The following is a 16,453-nucleotide window of genomic DNA, read 5'->3' as shown; positions in this document are numbered from 1 at the left end:
GGGTGGGAGAGTAGGACGCCGCCGGACAACCCTTCACCGAAGGCCCACCCCACACGGGGTGGGCCTTCGGCATTTCCCAGGAAGATCACCGAACCGCCGAGACCCACCCCACCGGGGGTGGGCCTTGTCCGTCTCCGCACGCGTGCCCGGGTCACGACCAGCCGTACGCGGCGGACCACCGCACGATCTCCGCGAAGAACAGCGCGCGTGGACGCGGCGTCGAGAGCGCGAGGTCGTGCATGCCGCCCGGGATGCGCACCAGCGTGACGACACGCCCGAGGTGTGACGCCCGGCGGGCCAGGGGCTCGACGTCGAGCACGATGTCCGCCTCCCGCATCTCCTCCGTCCAGCGCGTGCTGAACAGCGATCGTCCGGCGAGCAGCACGAGCACCGGGCAGTCGATCGACAACCCTGCCGCGACGCGCGCGTGGCCGGAGATGATCGCGCGCAGCCAGCCTGCCCGGACGGGGAAGGACGGTACGGGCCGCCACGCGTCGTCGATCACCCAGGTCCCGTCGTCGCGGTCCTGGAGCGTGCGCGCGTAGTACCCGGGGTCCACGTTCGGGAGGGGAGCGCGCGGCTGGAACCGCGCGAGCTGGCGGATCGCCGGGCCGGAGACGGTGCGCGCGACCGAGGAGCCCTGGAGCTCGAGCCAGGGGCTGTTGAGCACGAGCCCGCGGACGGCGCCGGGATGCCGGTGCGCCCAGAGCGCGGCGACGAGCCCGCCGGTCGAGTGGCCCATGAGCATGACGGCGGCGTGCGCACCGAGGTCCTCGCGGATCACGCCCAGCGCCGCCGCGATGTCGGCGTCGTACTCGGTGAGGTGGTCCACGTACCCGGGGGTCTGGTGCGGGCGCAGGCTGCGGCCGTACTTGCGCAGGTCGAGGGCGTAGAACGCGGCCCCGAGGCCGTGCCACGTGTCCGCGAGCTCGGTCTGGAAGAAGTAGTCGCTCCACCCGTGGAGGTACAGCACGGCGCGCGCGGGCCGCACCGGTTCGTCCTCGTCGGGCACGCGGCGGACCACGGTGACGACGACCTCGCCCTCGTCGTCGGGCTCGAGCTCGACGGTGCGCTGCTCGTAGCCGGGCCCGAGGACGTCGGGCCGCCAGGACGAGGGAGTCACGGCGTGAGCACCACCTTGCCGAACTGGTCGCCGGCTGCGAGCCGGGCGAGGCCGTCGCGGGCCTGCGCGAGCGGCAGCACCCGGTCGACCACGGGTCGCACCTCGCTGCGCGCGAGGAACCGCAGGACCGCGGCGAGGTCGTCGCGCGAGCCCATCGTGACGCCCTGGACCCGGATCTCGTGGAAGAACACCCGGGACAGCTCGGCGGCGGTCGCGTCGCCGCTCGTCGCGCCCGCCACGACCACCGTCCCGCCCGGCCGCACGGAGCGCAGCGAGTGCGTCCACGTCGCACGGCCGACGGTCTCCAGGACGACGTCCACCGGGGCGGGCAGGCGCGTCCCGTGCTCGAACGTCGCGGCCGCACCGAGCCGAGCCGCACCGGCGCGCTTGGCGGCCGTGCGCGACGTGACCCACACCTCGAGCCCGGCCGCCGCGCCGAGGGCGACGGCCGCCGTCGCGACGCCGCCCCCCGCGCCCTGCACGAGGACCCTGTCGCCGGGTGCCGCGCCGCCCGCCGTGAACAGCATGCGGTAGGCGGTCAGCCAGGCCGTCGGGACGCACGCCGCCTCGACGAACGTCAGCTCCGGCGGCTTGGGGACGAGGTTGTGCGTGGGGACGGCGACCCGCTCCGCGAGCGTGCCGGGGTAGCGCTCGGAGAGGAGCGTCCGCCGCTCCGCCGGGCCGACGCCGTGGCCGTCCGCGCCGATCACGCCGTGCACCACCACCTCGCTCCCGTCGGGCGCGACCCCGGCGGCGTCCGTGCCGAGGATCATGGGCAGCCGGTCGGCGGGCAGCCCGACGCCGCGCAGCGACCACAGGTCGTGGTGGTTGAGCGACGCGGCGCGGACCTCGACCGTCGTCCAGTGCTCGCGCTCCTCGGGCTCGGGGCGGTCGCCGACGACGAGGCCGGCCAGCGGGTCGTCGGGGTCGGTGGCGGCGGCGTAGGCGGCGAGCATGGGACCAACCTACGGTCCGGCCCCGGGCCGGACCACGGGAGCCCCCGGCGCGTGGCGTCCCGCGCGGTGTCAGAGCAGGGGCAGCATGCGACCGAGGTCGGGGACGGCCTCCGACGTGTGCACGGGCTCGAGCGCGCGCGCCAGCTCGTCGACGTCGTACGGCGCGCGCCCGCACGCGAGGCGCAGCCACAGGCGCGGGTCGCGCACCTCGAGCGCCCAGCCGCCGCGGGTCACGACGACCCGGAGGAGCTCGGCCGCGACCGCGTCGAGCGCCGCGGGGTCCACGGGGTCGGCGAGGACGTCGGGGAAGGACCGCGCGAGGTCGTCGGCGTGCACGACGAGCTCGAGGACGCGCGAGCGCACCATGTCGAGCAGCGTGATGGGGCCGCGCCGCGCCTGGACCACCGTCTCGTCGGCGAGCTCGTCGAGCCGAGCGAAGGCCGCGGCGGCGGACGCGGCGACGTGCCCGAGGCGGTCGTCCGCGATCTCCGCGTCGAGCGCGCGCGTCGTCTGCTCGATCTCCTGGGCGCGCTCGGGGTACGTGCCGAGGTACTCGGCGAGCGTGAGCGGCACCGTCCCGGCGGGGACGGGGCCGCACGCCGCCAGCGTCTCCAGCGCCCGGCCGAGGTGCGAGACGAGCTCGCCCACGGTCCAGCCGTCGAGCACGCTCGGCCGTGCGGCGTCGCGGTCGAGCTCGTCGCCGAGGTCGCGCAACCAGCGGTCGAGACGGTCCCACTGGGTGCGCAGGTGGTCGGCCGCCGCGGTCACGTCGCTGTCCATCCCTCCATCGTGCCAGGGCGCGCGACGCACGCCCGCCACCGCGGGGTCCCGGAGCGAGGGGTCAGTCGCGGACGCCCGCGCGCTCGCCGAGGAAGTCGGCGACGATCGGGCCGAGCTGGTCGAACTCGATGAGGAAGCCGTCGTGGCCGAAGTCGCTGCGCAGCGTCCGCAGCGGCTCCGCGCCCGGGATGCCGGCGGCGATCCGGGCGCAGTCGGCCGGCAGGAAGAGGCGGTCGGTGTCGACGGCGACGACGAGCGCGTGCGCCGTGATCTGCGCGAGCGCGGCCTCGACGCCGCCGCGGTCGCGGCCGAGGTCGTGCGTGAGCATCGACTCGGTGAGCACGACGTACGAGTTGGCGTCGAAGCGTCGGGCGAGCTTGTCGCCGTGGTGGTCGAGGTACGACTGCACGGCGTAGCGACCGTCGGTGAACGGGTCCTCGCCGCCCTGCGGGAGCCGGCCGAAGCGCTCGTCGAGCTCGCGCGCCGACCGGTACGTCGCGTGCGCGATCTGGCGGGCGATCCCGAGGCCGACGTGCGGGCCCTCGCCGTCCGCCGCGTCGTAGTAGTCGCCGCCGCGGAAGCCGGGGTCGGCGCGGACCGCGCCGAGCTGCGGGTGCGCCCAGGCGATCTGGTCGCCGGTCGTCTGCGCCGCCGTCGCGATCGCGGCGATCGAGACGACGTCGATCCCCGCCTCGGGGCCGAGCAGCGCCCACTCCAGCACGCGGTGCCCTCCCATCGAGGCGCCGACGACGAACGCCCACGAGGAGATCCCGAGCGACCGGGTGAGCTCGATCTCGACGGCGACCTGGTCGCGCGTCGTCACGCGCGGGAAGCGGCTGCCCCAGGGGCGGCCGTCGGGCGCGGGAGACGCGGGGCCCGTCGTGCCCTGGCACCCGCCGAGCACGTTCGGCGCGACGACGAACCAGCGGTCGGTGTCGATCGGGGCGCCCGGCCCGACGAGCGACTCCCACCAGCCCGCGGTCGCGTGCCCGGGGCCGGCGGGGCCGCTCACGTGCGAGTCGCCCGTGAGGGCGTGCAGCACGAGGACGGCGTTCGACCCGTCCGGCGCGAGCGTGCCCCACGTCTCGTACGCGACGCGCACGTCGGGCAGGCGCGCGCCGGACTCGAGGTCGAACGTGCCGACGTCCGCGAACTGCCGCCTCCCGACGGGGTCGCCCTCGCGCCACGCCCCGGTCGCGGGGACCGGCGGCTTGACCCGCGCGCGCGAGCTCGACCCGGAGCGCGCTCCCGCGGCGCCGGGCCGCGGACCGCGGCGGGCGCCGGGGGAGAGGAGGTCGTCGTTCGCAGGGCTCACCGTCGGCCACTGTACGGCCGGGGCGCCCAGGGCGCCCCGGCTGTCCAGATCCGTCATCGCTGCACCCGTCGTCGGCTCGTCGTCACGCGTCCGGCGGCGCCGCTCAGGCGTCCAGCGCGGACTTGGCGGCGGTGAAGCCGAGCTCGAGGTCGGCGAGGATGTCGTCGACGTGCTCGATGCCGACGGCGAGGCGCACGAGGCCCGGCGTGACGCCCGACTTCGCCTGCTCCTCGACGGTGAGCTGGCTGTGCGTGGTGGACGCCGGGTGGATGACGAGCGAGCGCACGTCGCCGATGTTCGCGACGTTGGAGTGCAGCTGCAGGGCGGAGACGAACGCCTGCCCGGCCTCGCTGCCGCCGTCGAGCTCGAACGCCAGGACCGCACCCGCGCCGCGCGGCAGGTACTTCTGCGCACGCGCGTGCCACGGGCTCGAGGGCAGGCCCGCGTAGTGCACGGTGCGGACGTCGTCGCGCGCCTCGAGCCACTGAGCGACCTTCTGCGCGTTGGCGACGTGGCGCTCGACGCGCAGGGACAGCGTCTCGATGCCCTGCGCGATGAGGAACGCGTTGAACGGCGAGATCGCCGAGCCCAGGTCGCGCAGGAGCTGCACGCGCGCCTTGAGGACGTACGCGAGGTTCGCCCCGAGGATGCCGTTGACGCCGAGGTCGCGCGCGTACACGAGGCCGTTGTACGAGGGGTCGGGCGTGTTGTAGTTCGGGAAGCGCTCCGGGTGGGCGGCGTAGTCGAACGAGCCGCCGTCGACGATCACGCCGCCGATCGCGGAGCCGTGGCCGCCGAGGTACTTCGTCGCGGAGTGCACGACGACGTCCGCACCGTGCTCGAGCGGGCGCAGGAGGTAGGGCGTGGCGACCGTGTTGTCGACGATCAGCGGGACGCCGACCTCGTGCGCGACGGCGGCGACGGCCTCGATGTCGAGGACGTCGGCCTGCGGGTTGGGGATCGTCTCGCCGAAGAAGAGCTTGGTGTTCGGGCGGACGGCGTCGCGCCACGCCTGCGGGTCGTGCGGGTCGGTGACGAACGTCGTCTCGACGCCGAGCTTCGCGAGCGAGTACTGCAGCAGGTTGTACGTGCCGCCGTACAGGCTCGGGGACGCGACGACGTGGTCGCCCGCCTCGGCGACGTTGAGGATCGCGAACGTCGTCGCAGCCTGGCCGGACGCGAGGAGGAGCGCGCCGACGCCGCCCTCGAGCGACGCGATGCGGTTCTCCACGACCTCCTGCGTCGGGTTGCCGATGCGCGTGTAGATCGGGCCGAGATCCTTGAGCGCGAACCGGTCGGCGGCGACGGACGCGTCGGGGAAGACGAAGGACGTCGTCTGGTAGATGGGCAGCGCGCGGGCCCCGGTCGTCGGGTCGGCGGTCTGGCCGGCGTGGACCTGGCGCGTCTCGAAGGACCAGGCGGGGGCGGTGTCGGTGCTCATGGTGGTCTCCTGCGGGGTGGTGGGACGACGGCGCGGCGCGCCGGGCGGGCGGGGTGCCGCGGGTTCGGGGTGGCGCGAGGCCGGCCGTCGACCGCGGCGTGGTCGCACACGGGACGGGATGCCGGGCGAGCGTCGTCGACGACGGCTCGCGGGCAGGCGAACGTGCGCGGTGGTCAGCGACACATTCGGCGGGACATGCTCGTGAGGCTAGGCGGGTTTCGGCGCGCCCGACAGGGCCGTCTCGCGATGCGAGACCACATCCTGAGAAGGTGCTCACCGTTCCGATGGCGCACTCCCGACGTTCTGGGCAGACTCGTCCGGGTGCTGTCAACGGGACACGCCGGGGAGGTGTCGATGGAGGACGCGACGAGCGGGACGGTCGCCGCAGCGGCGGGGACGCGAGCCCGGCGACGCCGGCACGTCGTGCGCGCGCGCCGGGCCGCCTCGGCGTGCGCCGCGGGACTCCTCGCGCTCGCGCTGGGCGTCGGCGCGGCGCCGTCGGCGTCGTCGGACCCGCCGTCGGACGACGACGTGCGCGCGGCCCGGGAGAGCGCCGAGGGCGCGGCCCGCGACGTCGAGGCGGTCGAGAGCGAGCTCGCCGCGCTGCGCGACCGGCAGTCCGCCGCGCAGGCCGCGGTCGAGTCCGCGGCGGAGGAGTACGCGGCGGCGCAGGACGCGCTCGACGCGGCCGACGCCGAGCTCGCCGACGCCCGGTCGTCGCTGACCGCGGCGCGCACGGGCGAGGCCGACGCGCGGGGCGCCGTCGGCGCGCTGTTCCGCGCGACCCGGCACGGCTCCCCGGAGCTCGACGCGCTGCGTGCCGTGCTCGACGCGGACGGCGTGGAGCAGGTCGTCGAGCGCGAGAACGCGGAGCGCGTCGCGGGCCGCACCGCCGGGCGCGCGGTCGAGGCGCACGCGACCGCGCGGGCCGTCGCCGACACGGCGCAGGCCCGCGCCGACGCGGCGCTCGCGCACCAGCAGAAGGTCCAGGACCGGGCGCGCGACGCGCTCGCAGCCGCCCAGGTCTCGGCCGACGCCCTCGACGACGCCGTCCAGGAGTCCGCGACCCGGCGCGAGGCGCTGCTCGCCGAGCTCGCCCGCGCCCGCGCGACGAGCGTCGAGGTCGAGCGCGAGCGGCAGGACGCGCTCGACGCGCAGGCCGCCAGGGAGCGCGAGGAGGCCGCCCGGGCGCGCGTCCAGGACCCGCCGCCGGGCACGTCGTCGGACGGGGCGCGGACGCCCGCGACCGCCGCGCCGTCACCGGCGACCCCCGTCCCGCCCCGGGACACCGCGCCCGCGCCGAGCCCGGCGCCGGCTCCCGCACCCGCCCCGGCGCCGGCTCCCGCGCCGGCTCCCGCGCCGGCCCCGAAGCCCACGCCGCCGCCGGTCGTCACGCCGCCACCGGGGACGGGCGTCGGGACCGCGGCGCAGGGCCAGGCAGCGGTGGCCTGGGCGCGCACGAAGATCGGCGCGCCGTACGTGTTCGGCGGCACCGGACCCGGCTACGACTGCTCCGGCCTCACGTCGCGCGCGTGGGCCGCCGCGGGCGTCGACATCACGCGCACGTCGCGCTCGCAGTACCAGCGCGTGCAGAAGATCTCCTACGACCGGCTCCGGCCGGGCGACCTCATCTTCTACGCGAACGACACCTCGAACCCCTCGACGATCCGCCACGTCGCGATGTACACGGGCGGCGGCATGATGATCGAGGCGCGCCAGCCCGGCAGCCCCGTCCACGAGGTCGCGATGCGCTGGACCGACGCGATGCCGTACGCCGGCCGACCGTAGCGCCGGCCCACGACGGACGACGGCGGCCGCTCACCTGCGAGGTGAGCGGCCGCCGATCTGCGTGATGGGTCCGGACCGGTCAGTGGCCCGGCGTGTGGTACCCGGAGTCGATGGCGCGCTGGAGGGATCGCTCGATCTCGGCCTCGGCCTCGGCGCGGCCGACCCAGTGGGCGCCCTCGACCGACTTGCCGGGCTCGAGGTCCTTGTAGACCTCGAAGAAGTGCTGGATCTCCAGGCGGTGGAAGTCGGAGACGTCGTCGATGTCCTGGCGCCACGCGGCGCGCTGGTCCCCCGTGGGGACGCACAGCACCTTGTCGTCGCCGCCGGCCTCGTCGCGCATGCGGAACATGCCGAGCGCGCGGCAGCGGATCAGGCAGCCGGGGAACGTGGGCTCCTCCAGCAGCACGAGCGCGTCCAGCGGGTCGCCGTCCTCGCCGAGCGTCCCCTCGATGAACCCGTAGTCGTCGGGGTACCGCGTCGAGGTGAAGAGCATGCGGTCGAGCCGGATGCGGCCCGTCGCGTGGTCCACCTCGTACTTGTTGCGCTGCCCCTTGGGGATCTCGATCGTGACGTCGAACTCCACTGCTTCCTCCAGTCGTACCGGCACCGCGACGCTCGGGCGGTGGCTGGGTCTGTGGACGACGGAACCACGCCGTCGTGCGGGAACTAGTGTGACACGTGCTGTCCCCGCGGGAGGGTTCCCACGGGCCCGTCCGGCACGTGCGGTGAGTGATAATGCGCACGTGCCGCGGCCCGGCGACCCCGCGACGGAGCGGGCGGCGGACGCGCGGAGCGGGCCGCGCGAGCGGACGGACCGAGGGAGACGCATGGGCTGGGGGACGCGCACGGGCGTGGCGGTCGGCGTCGTGCTCGCGCTCGCCGGCGGGTACGTCGCGGCGGACGCGTACGACGTCGTGCCGGGCGTGCTCACCACCGAGCCCCCGTACCCGGAGCCGAGCCCGTTCCCGCAGGCACCCGGCGCCGTCGCGGCGCCCCCGCTCGAGGTGACGATGCCGGCCCTGGGCGACGCGGCGCCCGTCCCGGACGCCGCGACCGTGCAGGGGCTCGTCGACGCGCTCGCGGCGGACACCCGGCTCGGTCCGCGCGTGGGCGTTCTCGTGACGGACGCCGCGACCGGCGACGTGCTCGGCGCGAGCGGCGAGACCGTCGGGCACGTCCCGGCGTCCACGCTCAAGACGCTCACCGCCGCGGCGGCGCTCACGTCGCCCGGCGCGCACGCGACCCTCCCGACGCGCGCCGTGCTCGAGGGCCTGGAGACGGTGTACCTCGTGGGCGGCGGCGACATGATGCTCGCCGCGGGCGCAGGGGACCCGACGGCGGTCAACGGCCGCGCGGGGCTCGGCGACCTCGCGGCGCAGGTCGCGGACGAGCTGCGGCTCACGGGGCGCACGACGATCGCGCTGCGGCTCGACGACGAGCTCTTCACCGGCCCCGCCGTCGCGCCCACCGTGGACCCGCGGAGCGTGCGCAACGGGTACGTCGCGCCGGTCGCGGCGCTCGCGGTGGACGTCGCGCGGCTCGAGGACGAGGAGTACGCGGCGCGCGCCGAGGACCCCGCGATGGCGGCGGCCGAGACGTTCGCGGCCGCGCTCGCGGCCGAGGGGATCACGGTCGACGGCCGCGTCGTGCGCGCCCGCGCACCGAGCGACGGCCGCACCGTCGGCGAGGTGGAGTCAGCGCCGCTCGGGGAGGTCGTCGGCTACCTCCTGCAGCACTCCGACAACACGATCACCGAGGTCGTGGGTCGCGTCGTCGCGCTCGACGCGGGCCTCCCCGGCTCCGGGGCGGGCGCGACGCAGGCGGTGCGCGCCGCGGTCGAGGGGCTCGGCGTCGACCTCACGGGCGCCGCGCTCGCCGACCTCTCGGGCCTCGGCGACGGCTCGGTCCTCACGCCCGCCCAGCTCGACGAGGTCGTCGGGCTGCTCGCCGACCCGGCGCACCCGGGGCTGCGGCCCGGCGCGGTGGGGCTGCCCGTCGCGGGGCTGTCCGGGACGCTCGGCGAGCGGTACCTCGGCAACGCGGGCCGCGGCGTCGTGCGCGCCAAGACCGGGAGCCTCCCGAACGTCACGTCGCTCGCGGGCACGGTCGTCACGGCCGACGACCGCCTGCTCGTGTTCTCCCTCATGGCCGACGCCGTGCCCGACGGCGGCACCTACGGCGCGCGCCTCATCTTCGACGACTTCGTCGCGTCCCTCGCGGAGTGCGGCTGCGCGGCGTGACCCGCGCCGCCCCCACGGGGCGGCGGGGCGTGCCCGGCGACGACCGGGATACCGTGGACGGGTGACCCTCGTGGAGCAGGACGGCCGTCCGGGCAGCGACCCGGCGCGAGGCGACGCGTCGATCGTCGACTGGTCGGCCGCCGCGCAGATCGCGGGGCGGCTCGCGCGCCCCGGCCCCCAGGCGACGCGAGACGAGCTCGCCGACCTCGTCGAGGGACTGCGCGCCGCGGCCGAGACCGCCGTGCCGCACGTGCTCGACGTGACCCGCATGACGCCGGCCGCGGGCGACGCGGCCGCGGGGCTCGGGAGCGTGTACGTGGTGGACCGCGCGCGCTGGGCGCGCGCCAACACCGAGATCATGGCGTCGCTCACCGCGGGTGCGGCCGACGCGCTCGTGGGCGAGGGCGGGCGCGTCCCCGCCGCGACCGCGCTCGTGGGCGCCGCGCAGGTGGGGTCGGTCCTCGCCGTGCTGTCGAGCCGCGTGCTCGGCCAGTTCGACCCGTACAGCGCGCACGCCGCCCGGGCCGCCGTGCCCGACGGCGCGGCGTCGCCCCCGGCGGCGTCGCCCGGACGCCTCGTGCTCGTCGCGCCCAACGTGCTGCAGGTCGAGCGCGCGCTCGACCTGCGGCCCGCGGACTTCCGCCTGTGGGTGTGCCTGCACGAGCAGACGCATGCGCTGCAGTTCGCCGCGGCCCCCTGGCTCGCCGACCACCTGCGCGAGCGCGCGAACGGGCTCCTCGCCGAGCTGTCCGCGTCGTCGCGGCGGCTCGCCGAGGCGCGGCTGCGCGAGAAGCTCGCGACCGTGGGCCGCGCCGTCCTCGGCGCGGTGCGCGGCGAGGGCGCGACGTTCGTCGACGGCCTGCTCACGCCCGAGGAGCAGGACCGCCTCGCGGACGTCACCGCGGTCATGGCGCTCCTCGAGGGGCACGCCGACGTCGCGATGGACGCCGTGGGGCCGCGCACCGTGCGCACCGTGCGCAGCATCCGGCGCAAGTTCGAGGCCCGGCGCGACGGCGAGGGGCGCACGGGGTTCGACGTCGTGCTCCGGCGCGTGCTCGGCATGGACGCGAAGATCGCCCAGTACCGCGACGGCGCCGCGTTCGTCCGCGCGGTCGAGAAGGACGTCGGGCGCGACGGGTTCAACGCCGTGTGGGCCGCGCCCGAGAACCTGCCGACGGCCCGCGAGATCGCCGACGCGCGCGCCTGGGTGCGGCGCGTCCACGGCTGAGCCGTGGGCGGACCGGCCCCCGTCGTGGCGACCGCGCGCCGCGCCGTGCGCGCCGCGGTCGCCGACCTCGTGCCCGGGACCCGCGTGCTCGTCGCGTGCTCCGGCGGCGCGGACTCGACGGCGCTCGCAGCCGCGACGGCGTTCGTGGCGCCGCGCGCGGGCCTGCGGGCGGGCGCCGTCGTCGTGGACCACGGGCTGCAGCCGGGCAGCGCGGACGTCGCCGCGACCGCCGCGGCGCGCTGCCGCGACCTCGGCCTCGACCCGGTGGAGGTGCGCCGCGTGGACGTCCCTTCGACGGGCGACGGGCCCGAGGCCGCCGCGCGCACCGCCCGGTACGCGGCGCTCGACGCCGCGGCCGCCGCGCACGGCGCGGGCGCCGTCCTGCTCGGGCACACGCTCGACGACCAGGCGGAGAGCGTCCTCCTCGGTCTCGCGCGCGGCGCGGGCGCCCGCTCGCTCGCGGGGATGCCCGCCCGGCGCGGCGCGTACCGGCGCCCGTTCCTCGGGCTCCGACGTGCCCAGACCGAGGCGGTGTGCCGGGCGCTCGGCCTCGACTGGTGGGACGACCCGACGAACGCGGGCCCGCCCCTGCGCTCGCAGGTCCGCGCGCGCGTCGTGCCCGCGCTCGTCGACGTGCTCGGCCCGGGCGCGGTGCCCGCGCTCGCGCGCACCGCCGACCTCCTGCGCGACGACGCCGACCTCCTCGACGCGCTCGCGGCGGACCTCCTCGCCGAGGCGCTCGTCGCCCCCCGCACCGACCCGGCCCCCGGGTCGACGGTCGTGCTCGACGTCGCGACGCTCGCCGCCGCGCACCCGGCCCTGCGCCGGCGGGCGCTGCGGACCGCGGCGCTGCGGGCGGGCTGCCCCGCGAGCGACCTGTTCGCCGTGCACGTCGACGCGCTCGACGCGCTCGTCACCGCGTGGCGCGGTCAGGGCCCCGCGCACCTGCCGGGCGACCGGAGGGCGTCGCGCGCGTATGGCAGGCTTTCCCTGGGCCCGGGCACCGCGACCCGAGCCGCCCCCCACCTCCCCTCAGCTCAGGAGTGACCCCCGTGGAAGCATCGGACGTCGCAGGCGACCTCGAGAACATCCTGCTCACCGAGGAGCAGCTCGGTGCCCGGCTCGACGAGATCGCCGCGCAGATCGACCGCGACTACGCGGGCAAGGACCTCCTGCTGGTCGGCGTCCTCAAGGGCGCCGTCATGGTCATGGCGGACCTGGCGCGCCGCCTGCGCAGCCACGTCGAGATGGACTGGATGGCCGTGTCGTCGTACGGCTCGGGCACCAAGTCGTCCGGCGTCGTGCGGATCCTCAAGGACCTCGACGCGGACCTCACGGGCCGCAACGTGCTCATCGTCGAGGACATCATCGACTCCGGCCTCACGCTCTCGTGGCTGCTGTCGAACCTCCGCTCGCGCGGGCCGGCGTCGGTCGAGATCGCGGCGATGCTGCGCAAGCCCGACGCGGCGAAGACCGAGGTCGACGTGCGCTACGTCGGGTTCGACATCCCCAACGAGTTCGTCGTCGGGTACGGCCTCGACTACGCGGAGAAGTACCGCAACCTGCCGTTCGTGGGGACGCTCGCGCCGCACGTGTACTCGAGCTGAGCGCGCGCCCGGCCGGGCGGTGCGACGACGGTCGGCGCCCGGCCCCGGTGCGCCGGCGCCGCGGGCCACGCCCTGGGCGAACAGAGGCGTGATCCCCAGCAGACGTCAAGGTCCAGAGTGTAGTTTCGAGCCCGAACACTTGCGCGAGCGGAGGGATCCGGGGCGCACGCCCCGTCGCCGATGAACATCAAGAAGATTCTCAGTGGGCCGATCGTGTGGATCGTCCTGGGCCTCGTGATCCTGTGGATCGCGTTCGCGACCCTGTCGCGCCCCACGGTCCAGCGCATCGACACGTCCGCCGGCCTCGAGCTGCTGTCGGGGGACACCGTCGAGCAGGCCCTCATCGTGGACGGCGACCAGCGCGTGCGCCTCACGCTCTCCGAGGACTTCGTCGTGGACGAGGGCACGGACTCGGAGGAGAACAAGGGCAAGAACGTCGAGTTCTACTACGTCGAGCCGCAGGGCGAGGCGGTCGTCGACGCCGTCGTCGCCGCGGAGCCGAAGGACGGGTACAACTCGGAGGTCGCGCAGCCGTCGTTCTGGTCCTCGCTGCTCGGGCTGCTCATCCCGTTCCTCATCATCGGCGTGCTGTTCTGGTTCCTGCTCTCGCGCATGCAGGGCGGCGGGTCGCGCGTCATGGGCTTCGGCAAGTCGCGCGCCAAGCTCGTCTCGAAGGACACCCCGCAGGTGACCTTCGCGGACGTCGCGGGCGCGGACGAGGCCGTCGAGGAGCTCCACGAGATCAAGGAGTTCCTGGCGGAGCCGGACAAGTTCCAGGCCGTCGGCGCGAAGATCCCCAAGGGCGTGCTCCTGTACGGCCCGCCCGGGACGGGCAAGACGCTGCTCGCGCGCGCCGTCGCGGGCGAGGCGGGCGTGCCGTTCTACTCGATCTCCGGCTCCGACTTCGTCGAGATGTTCGTCGGCGTCGGCGCGAGCCGCGTCCGCGACCTGTTCACGCAGGCCAAGGAGAACTCGCCGGCGATCATCTTCGTCGACGAGATCGACGCCGTCGGCCGCCACCGCGGCGCCGGCATGGGCGGCGGTCACGACGAGCGCGAGCAGACGCTCAACCAGCTCCTCGTCGAGATGGACGGGTTCGACGTCAAGACGAACGTCATCCTCATCGCGGCGACGAACCGCCCCGACATCCTCGACCCGGCGCTCCTGCGCCCGGGCCGGTTCGACCGCCAGGTCGCCGTCGAGGCCCCCGACCTCAAGGGCCGCGAGGCGATCCTGCGCGTGCACGCCCAGGGCAAGCCGATCGTCCCCGAGATCGACCTCGCCGCCGTCGCGCGCCGCACGCCGGGCTTCACCGGCGCGGACCTCGCGAACGTGCTCAACGAGGCCGCGCTCCTCACCGCGCGCAGCGGTGCCCAGCTCATCGACGACCGCGCGCTCGACGAGGCGATCGACCGCGTCGTCGCGGGCCCGCAGAAGCGCACGCGCGTCATGAACGTCAAGGAGCAGAAGATCACCGCGTACCACGAGGGCGGCCACGCCCTCGTCGCCGCGGCGATGCGCTACACGGACCCCGTCACCAAGGTGACGATCCTGCCGCGCGGCCGGGCGCTCGGGTACACGATGGTCATGCCGACCGAGGACAAGTACTCGACGACGCGCAACGAGCTGCTCGACCAGCTCGCCTACGCGATGGGCGGTCGCGTGGCCGAGGAGCTCGTGTTCCACGACCCGACGACGGGCGCGTCGAACGACATCGAGAAGGCCACGGCGATCGCGCGCAAGATGGTCACCGAGTACGGCATGAGCGAGCGCGTCGGCGCGATCAAGCTCGGGACCGGCTCCGGCGAGCCGTTCCTCGGCCGCGACATGGGTCACCAGCGCGACTACTCCGAGTCCGTCGCCGGGACCGTGGACCACGAGGTCCGCAAGCTCGTCGAGGCCGCGCACGACGAGGCGTGGGAGGTGCTCACGCAGTACCGCGACGTCCTCGACGCCCTCGTGCTCGAGCTCCTCGAGAAGGAGACGCTCAACCAGGCCGAGCTCGCCCGCGTGTTCGCGCCCGTCGAGAAGCGCGCACCGCGCGACGTGTGGCTCTCGAGCGAGCAGCGCGCGGTGTCGCAGCGCGGGCCTGTGCTCACCGAGGCGGAGAAGGCGGCGCAGAACGGCAGCCCGGTCATCCCGCAGGACGAGGCGGCGGCCGCGAACGACGAGCTCCCGCCCGAGCGCATCGGCGAGGTCCCCGCGGACTCCCCGCTCGACCGCGCGCTGGGCCGCGACACGACGGCGGACGTCACGGACGTCCGCGAGCCGGGGCAGGACTGATGGGCGACGTCGCGGGCACCCCGACCGAGGCCGCACCCGGCGCCATCACGCGCGCCCGCGCGGCCGAGGACCTGCGCGCGCCCGCGGACGTCCCGCCGTACGACCAGGACCGCGCCGAGGCCGCCGTGCGCGAGCTGCTCATCGCCGTGGGCGAGGACCCGGACCGCGAGGGCCTGCGCGACACCCCGGCCCGCGTGGCGCGCGCCTACCGCGAGATCTTCGCGGGCCTGCGCCAGGAGGCGTCCGACGTCCTCACGACGACGTTCGACCTCGGGCACGAGGAGATGGTGCTCGTCAAGGACATCGAGGTGTACTCGACGTGCGAGCACCACCTGGTGCCGTTCCACGGCGTCGCGCACATCGGCTACATCCCCAACGTCGACGGGCGCATCACGGGTCTGTCCAAGCTCGCGCGCCTCGTCGAGGTGTACGCGCGGCGCCCGCAGGTCCAGGAGCGCCTCACGTCCCAGGTCGCGGACGCGCTCGTGGAGCACCTGCAGCCGCGCGGGGCCATCGTCGTCGTCGAGTGCGAGCACCTGTGCATGTCGATGCGCGGCGTGCGCAAGCCGGGTTCGCGGACCGTCACGTCGGCCGTGCGCGGCCAGATGCGCGACGGCGCGACGCGCGCCGAGGCGATGAGCCTCATCCTGGGGCGCTAGTCCCGTGGACCGCTTCGTGGTCGCCGGGCTCGAGGAGCTCGCGGACGTGGGTCGCACGCTCGTCATGGGCGTCGTCAACGTCACGCCCGACTCGTTCTCGGACGGCGGCGAGTGGTACGAGCCGGACGCCGCGATCGCGCACGGGCGTGAGCTCCTGGGCGAGGGCGCGGACGTCCTCGACGTGGGCGGCGAGTCGACGCGCCCCGGCGCGGGCCGCGTGCCGGTCGAGGCCGAGCTCGCGCGCGTGCTCCCCGTGATCTCCGCGCTCGCGGCCGAGGGCGCGGTCGTCAGCGTCGACACGACGCGCGCCGTCGTCGCCGAGCGCGCCGTCGAGGCCGGCGCCCGGATCGTCAACGACGTCTCCGGCGGCCTCGCCGACCCGGCGATGGCCGAGGTCGTCGCCCGCACCGGCGTCGCGTACGTGTGCATGCACTGGCGGGGCCACGCGGACGTCATGGACACGCTCGAGGACTACGACGACGTCGTGACGGACGTGCGCGACGAGCTCGCCGCGCGCGTCGAGGCGCTGCTCGCGGCGGGGGTGCGGCGAGAGCAGCTCGTGCTCGACCCCGGCCTCGGGTTCTCCAAGTCCGGGTCGTCGAACTGGCCCCTGCTCGCGCACCTCGGCGAGCTCGAGGCGCTCGGGCTGCCCGTGCTCGTCGGGGCGTCGCGCAAGCGGTTCCTCGGGCACCTCCTCGCGCGCTCCGACGGGCAGCCCGTGCCCCCGCTGCTGCGCGACGACGCGACCGCGGCCGTCACCGCGCTCGCCGCCGCCTCCGGCGCGTGGTGCGTGCGCGTCCACGCCGTGCGCGCGTCCGCGGACGCGGTGCGGGTCGCGGCGGCGTGGGGTCGTGCGCGCGACGAGCGCGCGACGGGGCGGGCCGTCCCGGGCGGACCGGGGGCCGGGAGCGACTCGACGGCGCGGCCCGCGACCTAGCAGGATGGGCGAGGGGCCCCGGTCGTGGCCGGGCCCGCAGCACGACACACGCAACGAGACACGGCGACGCGGTCCGTCCCCCGAACGGTGGGCGAC

The 16,453-nt window shown here is 75.7% G+C and carries 14 protein-coding genes; 8 read left to right on the top strand and 6 right to left on the bottom strand.

From position 1 onward, the window contains the following. Positions 1-151: 151 nt before the first annotated feature. From GYH36_RS09830 to GYH36_RS09810, 5 genes are all read right to left on the bottom strand, one after another. Positions 152-1,123, bottom strand: coding sequence for an alpha/beta hydrolase (locus tag GYH36_RS09830; protein WP_162289755.1), 972 nt, complete (start codon positions 1,121-1,123; stop codon positions 152-154). Then, the gene (locus GYH36_RS09825) at positions 1,120-2,079 is read right to left on the bottom strand and encodes a zinc-binding dehydrogenase (RefSeq protein WP_162289754.1); all 960 of its coding nucleotides are present in this window, start codon (positions 2,077-2,079) and stop codon (positions 1,120-1,122) included. Before GYH36_RS09825 ends, GYH36_RS09830 begins: the two co-directional genes overlap by 4 nt. 69 nt (positions 2,080-2,148) lie before the next feature. Continuing rightward, positions 2,149-2,859 carry a maleylpyruvate isomerase N-terminal domain-containing protein gene (locus tag GYH36_RS09820; RefSeq protein WP_162289753.1) on the bottom strand — a complete coding sequence of 237 codons (711 nt, stop codon included), beginning with the start codon at positions 2,857-2,859 and terminating at the stop codon, positions 2,149-2,151. Positions 2,860-2,920: 61 nt separating this feature from the next. Continuing rightward, on the bottom strand, positions 2,921-4,231 hold the full coding sequence (gene metX, locus GYH36_RS09815; protein ID WP_162289752.1) for a homoserine O-acetyltransferase MetX: 1,311 nt from the start codon (positions 4,229-4,231) through the stop codon (positions 2,921-2,923). Positions 4,232-4,277: 46 nt separating this feature from the next. After that, positions 4,278-5,615 (bottom strand): bifunctional o-acetylhomoserine/o-acetylserine sulfhydrylase, encoded by a 1,338-nt coding sequence (locus GYH36_RS09810; RefSeq protein ID WP_034605307.1) that lies wholly within the window; start codon positions 5,613-5,615, stop codon positions 4,278-4,280. A gap of 321 nt (positions 5,616-5,936) precedes the next feature. On the opposite strand from GYH36_RS09810, the gene GYH36_RS09805 reads away from it, so the two are divergent. Beyond that, a complete protein-coding gene (locus tag GYH36_RS09805) occupies positions 5,937-7,403 on the top strand; it encodes a C40 family peptidase (protein ID WP_162289751.1) in 1,467 nt (488 codons plus the stop codon). Between the two features lie 79 nt (positions 7,404-7,482). Here GYH36_RS09805 and GYH36_RS09800 read toward each other — a convergent pair whose 3' ends face one another. Then, positions 7,483-7,986, bottom strand: a complete 504-nt coding sequence (locus GYH36_RS09800) for an inorganic diphosphatase (protein ID WP_024841951.1) — start codon at positions 7,984-7,986, stop codon at positions 7,483-7,485. Positions 7,987-8,230: 244 nt separating this feature from the next. Between GYH36_RS09800 and dacB the strand changes: the two genes are divergently transcribed. The 7 genes from dacB to folP all read left to right on the top strand — a co-directional run bounded on the left by dacB (position 8,231) and on the right by folP (position 16,357). Next, the gene (dacB, locus tag GYH36_RS09795; RefSeq protein ID WP_162289750.1) at positions 8,231-9,643 is read left to right on the top strand and encodes a D-alanyl-D-alanine carboxypeptidase/D-alanyl-D-alanine endopeptidase; all 1,413 of its coding nucleotides are present in this window, start codon (positions 8,231-8,233) and stop codon (positions 9,641-9,643) included. A 61-nt stretch (positions 9,644-9,704) separates the two neighbouring features. After that, positions 9,705-10,871 (top strand): Rv3626c family coenzyme F420 biosynthesis-associated protein, encoded by a 1,167-nt coding sequence (locus GYH36_RS09790; RefSeq protein WP_312028583.1) that lies wholly within the window; start codon positions 9,705-9,707, stop codon positions 10,869-10,871. 3 nt (positions 10,872-10,874) lie between these two features. Then, positions 10,875-11,918, top strand: coding sequence for a tRNA lysidine(34) synthetase TilS (tilS, locus tag GYH36_RS09785; protein WP_162289749.1), 1,044 nt, complete (start codon positions 10,875-10,877; stop codon positions 11,916-11,918). A 5-nt stretch (positions 11,919-11,923) separates the two neighbouring features. Next, on the top strand, positions 11,924-12,478 hold the full coding sequence (gene hpt, locus GYH36_RS09780; RefSeq protein WP_024841947.1) for a hypoxanthine phosphoribosyltransferase: 555 nt from the start codon (positions 11,924-11,926) through the stop codon (positions 12,476-12,478). Positions 12,479-12,658: 180 nt separating this feature from the next. Then, positions 12,659-14,761: an ATP-dependent zinc metalloprotease FtsH gene (gene ftsH, locus GYH36_RS09775; protein ID WP_024841946.1), complete on the top strand. Its 2,103-nt coding sequence runs from the start codon at positions 12,659-12,661 to the stop codon at positions 14,759-14,761. Then, entirely contained in the window at positions 14,761-15,420 is a 660-nt protein-coding gene (gene folE / locus GYH36_RS09770) for a GTP cyclohydrolase I FolE (protein WP_024841945.1), read from the top strand. The genes ftsH and folE overlap by 1 nt, the downstream gene beginning before the upstream one ends. 64 nt (positions 15,421-15,484) lie before the next feature. After that, entirely contained in the window at positions 15,485-16,357 is an 873-nt protein-coding gene (gene folP / locus GYH36_RS09765) for a dihydropteroate synthase (protein WP_081772491.1), read from the top strand. Positions 16,358-16,453 lie beyond the last annotated feature (96 nt).

It is taken from the genome of Cellulosimicrobium composti (genome assembly GCF_010287905.1).
Taxonomy (GTDB): Bacteria; Actinomycetota; Actinomycetes; order Actinomycetales; family Cellulomonadaceae; genus Cellulosimicrobium; species Cellulosimicrobium composti.
Note: the sequence above shows the minus strand (reverse complement) of the source record. Positions and strands in the feature narration are given on the sequence as shown.

What these genes read in the sequence shown, in the direction of transcription:
- GYH36_RS09825 (WP_162289754.1), bottom strand. Translation starts at nt 2,079, where the DNA reads ATGCTCGCCGCCTACGCCGCCGCCACCGACCCCGACGACCCGCTGGCC.
- GYH36_RS09820 (WP_162289753.1), bottom strand. Translation starts at nt 2,859, where the DNA reads ATGGACAGCGACGTGACCGCGGCGGCCGACCACCTGCGCACCCAGTGG.
- metX (WP_162289752.1), bottom strand. Translation starts at nt 4,231, where the DNA reads ATGACGGATCTGGACAGCCGGGGCGCCCTGGGCGCCCCGGCCGTACAG.
- GYH36_RS09810 (WP_034605307.1), bottom strand. Translation starts at nt 5,615, where the DNA reads ATGAGCACCGACACCGCCCCCGCCTGGTCCTTCGAGACGCGCCAGGTC.
- dacB (WP_162289750.1), top strand. Translation starts at nt 8,231, where the DNA reads ATGGGCTGGGGGACGCGCACGGGCGTGGCGGTCGGCGTCGTGCTCGCG.
- ftsH (WP_024841946.1), top strand. Translation starts at nt 12,659, where the DNA reads ATGAACATCAAGAAGATTCTCAGTGGGCCGATCGTGTGGATCGTCCTG.
- folE (WP_024841945.1), top strand. Translation starts at nt 14,761, where the DNA reads ATGGGCGACGTCGCGGGCACCCCGACCGAGGCCGCACCCGGCGCCATC.
- folP (WP_081772491.1), top strand. Translation starts at nt 15,485, where the DNA reads ATGGGCGTCGTCAACGTCACGCCCGACTCGTTCTCGGACGGCGGCGAG.